This is a genomic window from Bacillus sp. S4, from assembly GCF_040838205.1.
Lineage (GTDB): Bacteria > Bacillota > Bacilli > Bacillales > Bacillaceae_G > Bacillus_A > Bacillus_A cereus_U.
Genome location: NZ_JBFPJI010000289.1, coordinates 1 through 4,070, shown reverse-complemented (window position 1 = coordinate 4,070; position 4,070 = coordinate 1). Strand labels below are relative to the sequence as shown.

The window sequence follows — 4,070 nt, the reverse complement described above, 5'->3', positions numbered from 1 at the left end:
ACATTACATATTTTTACGTTTCATTATTCGTGTAAACTTTTTTTGATGGGGTAAATTTAAATGAAGTTTTACAAAAGTGGAGTTGCATAAAATGATTTGCAGAAAAAGCATTAAAGTAATAGTCATAATTAGTTGTATGATGATGATTAGTGGTTGTTCAAATAGATTCGTTGAGGATGGAAATCGAAAACATGTATTTGTACAAGCAAGTAAAGTTTTAGTAGAGGTTGTTTATAAAATATATAAAAGGTAAAAGGTGTTTCCATATACGGAAACATCTTTTTTGTAGTTAAAATTGAATGCTGGAAGGGTCTTGAATAGTAGTCATGTTTTGTTTCACATCCCATAATAATTAGTTTGTTAAAATACATTCGTTTTTCGGTGTGATAAGTCCTATTTATCATAGTTAGATAAACATTTTTATAAAAGTTTGTAAAATAGGTAAACGAAACATTGAAATGTTTATTTTTTATATGTTAAGATGATGAAGTGATAATAAACGTTATTGGAATTTGTTTGTTTTTAAATAAACATTTTGAAGGAGTGTTTAGTATGAGTGATATTTCAGAGAAGTTTTGGGATGCGTCGGTAGAGGAATTAAAGAAAGGGTATGTATTTGACGAGGCAGCAGAGGAGTATATTTGTTTAGCTTGTGGAGAAACGTTTATTAAAGGGGTTATTTATCAAGAAAATCAAGTTTTGTATGAAGCAGAGAAGTTTGTACAGTTGCATATTCAAAATGAGCATACGTCTATGTTTGAATATTTATTAAATCTTGATAAGAAGTTTACAGGTTTAACTGATTTGCAAAAGAAAATGGTTCAGTTTTTCCATATGGGACTTAACGATAAAGAGATTGTAAAAGAAATGGACGGCGGGAGCACGTCGACGATTCGCAATCATCGATTTACATTGCGAGAGAAAATGAAGCAAGCGAAAGTATTTTTAGCGTTAATGGAATTGTCAGAAGAAAAATCAAAAGTTCAAACTAAATTTGTACCGATTCATAGAACAGCTACGATGGTGGATGATCGATACAATATTACAGAGGAAGAAAATGCTGAAGTTTTAACAACGCATTTTACAGAAGGTTTGGATGGACCGCTTTCTAAATTTCCGAAAAAGCAAAAGCGTAAATTAATTATATTACGTCATTTAGTGAAGAAATTCGATAGTAATAAAAAGTATACTGAAAAAGAAGTAAATACAGTTTTAGAAAATATATATCCGGATTTTGTAACTTTGAGAAGATATTTAATTGAATATGGTTTTTTAGATAGAACAGCTGATGGAAGCCAATATTGGGTGAAGTTATAAGAATGAAGAGAAGAAAATGAATAGAAGCACATCATAAAAACAACTATACAAAGAGATAGAGGATTACAGATACGAAAAATATGTTAAAGTTCTATGATGAATTTGAAAATAGTGAGTGGAAGAAGCATTTACTTTAACGAGCAAACAGTATAGAAATGGTTGGCACAATTACCACTATTTGAGCACGGATTTTAAATAAAAGGAGAAATGAAATTTGAAACCACCTACAGATAACAATAAAGAAGGTGTAGAGTCACAGAAGTCAGAAACGGAACATAAGCCGATATGGAAATCGATGTCCATGTTTTTAGTACCGTTACTTTTAAGTAATGTATTACAGTCAGTTGGACAGTTATTTGGAATGGTAGTAGTAGGAAGATGGCTTGGCGTAAATGATCTAGCAGCTATATCGGCGTTCTTCCCGTTATTTTTCCTGCTCGTTTCATTTGTAATTGGAATTGGTTCTGGTAGTTCAATTTTAATTGGTCAGGCATTTGGTGCTAAAAATGAAGAGCGCTTAAAAGCTATCGTTGGTACGACGCTTACGTTTACTTTTATTATCGGAGTCGTGTTGGCGATAATAGGTAGTATTTTTGCGATGGATATTATGCGCCTTATGGGAACACCAGAAAATATTATTGAAATAAGTGTGCATTACGCAAGAATTTTATTTATATCTATGCCAGTATTATTTTTATATTTTGCATACACAACATTTATGAGAGGTACAGGAGATTCTAAAACGCCATTTTACTTTTTAATCGTTAGTACAGCGCTAAATATGATCTTATTACCAATTCTTATTTTTGGCTGGTTAGGAGCTCCGAAATTAGATGTTTACGGAGCAGCCTATGCTTCAGTTATATCTACAGTTATTACGTTTATTGTCATGCTAGTGTATTTAAAGAAGAAAAATCATCCACTGCAATTAGACGCTACAGTAAGAAAATATCTTCGTATGGACTGGGAGTTATTAAAGTTATTGTTACGACTTGGTATTCCAGCGAGTATTAATATGATATTAGTTTCATTATCAGAAATTGCGGTAATCGCATTTGTGAATCGCTATGGATCAGATGCAACAGCGGCGTATGGTGTTGTGAACCAAGTTGCAAGTTATGTACAAATGCCAGCAGTTAGCCTCGGCATTACCGTATCAATTTTTGCAGCGCAATCAATTGGTGCAAACCAATTTGATCGATTACAGAAAGTTGTTAAGGCCGGAATTATTATGAATTATATCATTGGTGGTGTATTAATATCGCTTATTTATTTATTCTCAAGAGATATTTTAGCACTATTTTTGACAAGTCAAACTACAATTGAAATTGCTCATAGTTTAGTTATGATTACATTATGGAGTTACTTAATTTTCGGTCATGCACAAATTATTAGTGCGACAATGCGAGCAAGTGGTACAGTACTTTGGCCAACTGTGATTAGTGTTGTATCAATCTGGTTTGTTGAAGTACCTGTAGCGTATTATCTTTCTTACCATACGAGTCTTGGTATAGAAGGAATTTGGATTGGATATCCAGCGGCATTCATCGTCAGCTTAATATTACAGTATGCATATTATAAGCTTTCATGGCAGAAGAAACGAATTACACGATTAGTGAGTTAAAAGATGAAAAAGTCCCTAAGTCATTATACTTAGGGACTTTTTTTTGATGAATGCTTATAAATAACTTTTTAAAGTTATATCAAAATGTTGTCTAATGAGTTTTCCATTATTCATATAAAACTCCCAAGCTGTATCTGGCTCACCGATAATTTCAAATGAACCTTCTGTAATATATAAAGCGCAATTATCTTCTAATGCAATGCCTTCTATATTACCTTGGTGAGTTTGTAAAAACGTATGGAAGGCATTCATTCTATTTAATTGATTGTAATGGGGGCAAAATCTTTTATTAACAATACTCCAGCCACTACTTTCTATATAACCGGAACCTTCATAATCTGAACGAATGCTAGATGTGAACCAGCACATCGCACCGGCACTATATCCTGCAATAAGTGTTCCGCGTTTTAAAGCAAATAGTAACTTTTCATCTAGTTTATGTTCTTTCCATTGTTCAAGCATATGAACGTAATTCCCACCGCCAAGATAAATTAAATCGGCAGAATGAATCATCTCATCTATTTCATATTTAGTAGGTGTTTCGGTTATAAAGCGTAAAATTTGAACCTCACAATGTAATCGCTTTTCAAACGTTTCTAAAAATAACTTTATATATCCTTCATCATCACGACTAGCTGTTGGAATGAATAATACTTTTGGGTATTGTTTATTTGTTAATTCTATAAGTCGTTCATTAATATGCAAGTGATTTGGATCTTGTAAATCACCGCCACCAATGACAGCTAATTTCATAGTAAAGCACCACCTAATAATATTTGTTATGTAAAAATTCGATAGCGGGGAGTTACATTCCTTCTGTGATTTAATGAATAAGGGGAAATAAAGTGAACAATATATTGAAATAGCATAAGGAGTTGATAGCTGTGGATAGAAAGGAATTAGAAGTAGTTTATCCCGCTATTTGCGGGCAGTAAGACTCCTGCCTCAAAATTCGGCTGGAGCAAAGAAGTTAGGTGGGAGTCGTGCTGCCCGTAAACGCCCGATTGGTGTGGGCTAATAATCAGTGGGGGATGAACAAAACACCCACTGATTAAAGTTTCACTTTATTGATATATAATACTGGATAATATTGTTTCAAAGTATGGAAACAATATGTTTAAATGAATAT

General features: G+C 32.9%; 4 protein-coding genes. 3 read left to right on the top strand and 1 reads right to left on the bottom strand.

Features of this window, described 5'->3' with window-relative positions; translation table 11 throughout:
- Positions 1-91 precede the first annotated feature (91 nt).
- The 3 genes from AB3X48_RS18645 (at position 92) to AB3X48_RS18635 (ending at position 2,941) form a co-directional block, all read left to right on the top strand.
- Positions 92-253 (top strand): hypothetical protein, encoded by a 162-nt coding sequence (locus AB3X48_RS18645; RefSeq protein WP_002118090.1) that lies wholly within the window; start codon positions 92-94, stop codon positions 251-253.
- A 299-nt stretch (positions 254-552) separates the two neighbouring features.
- Entirely contained in the window at positions 553-1,317 is a 765-nt protein-coding gene (locus AB3X48_RS18640) for a DUF2087 domain-containing protein (RefSeq protein WP_016104456.1), read from the top strand.
- A gap of 214 nt (positions 1,318-1,531) precedes the next feature.
- The gene (locus tag AB3X48_RS18635) at positions 1,532-2,941 is read left to right on the top strand and encodes an MATE family efflux transporter (RefSeq protein WP_016104457.1); all 1,410 of its coding nucleotides are present in this window, start codon (positions 1,532-1,534) and stop codon (positions 2,939-2,941) included.
- Between the two features lie 54 nt (positions 2,942-2,995).
- On the opposite strand, the gene AB3X48_RS18630 is transcribed toward AB3X48_RS18635, so the two are convergent.
- On the bottom strand, positions 2,996-3,694 hold the full coding sequence (locus tag AB3X48_RS18630) for a peptidase E (protein WP_002202483.1): 699 nt from the start codon (positions 3,692-3,694) through the stop codon (positions 2,996-2,998).
- Between the last annotated feature and the right edge of the window lie 376 nt (positions 3,695-4,070).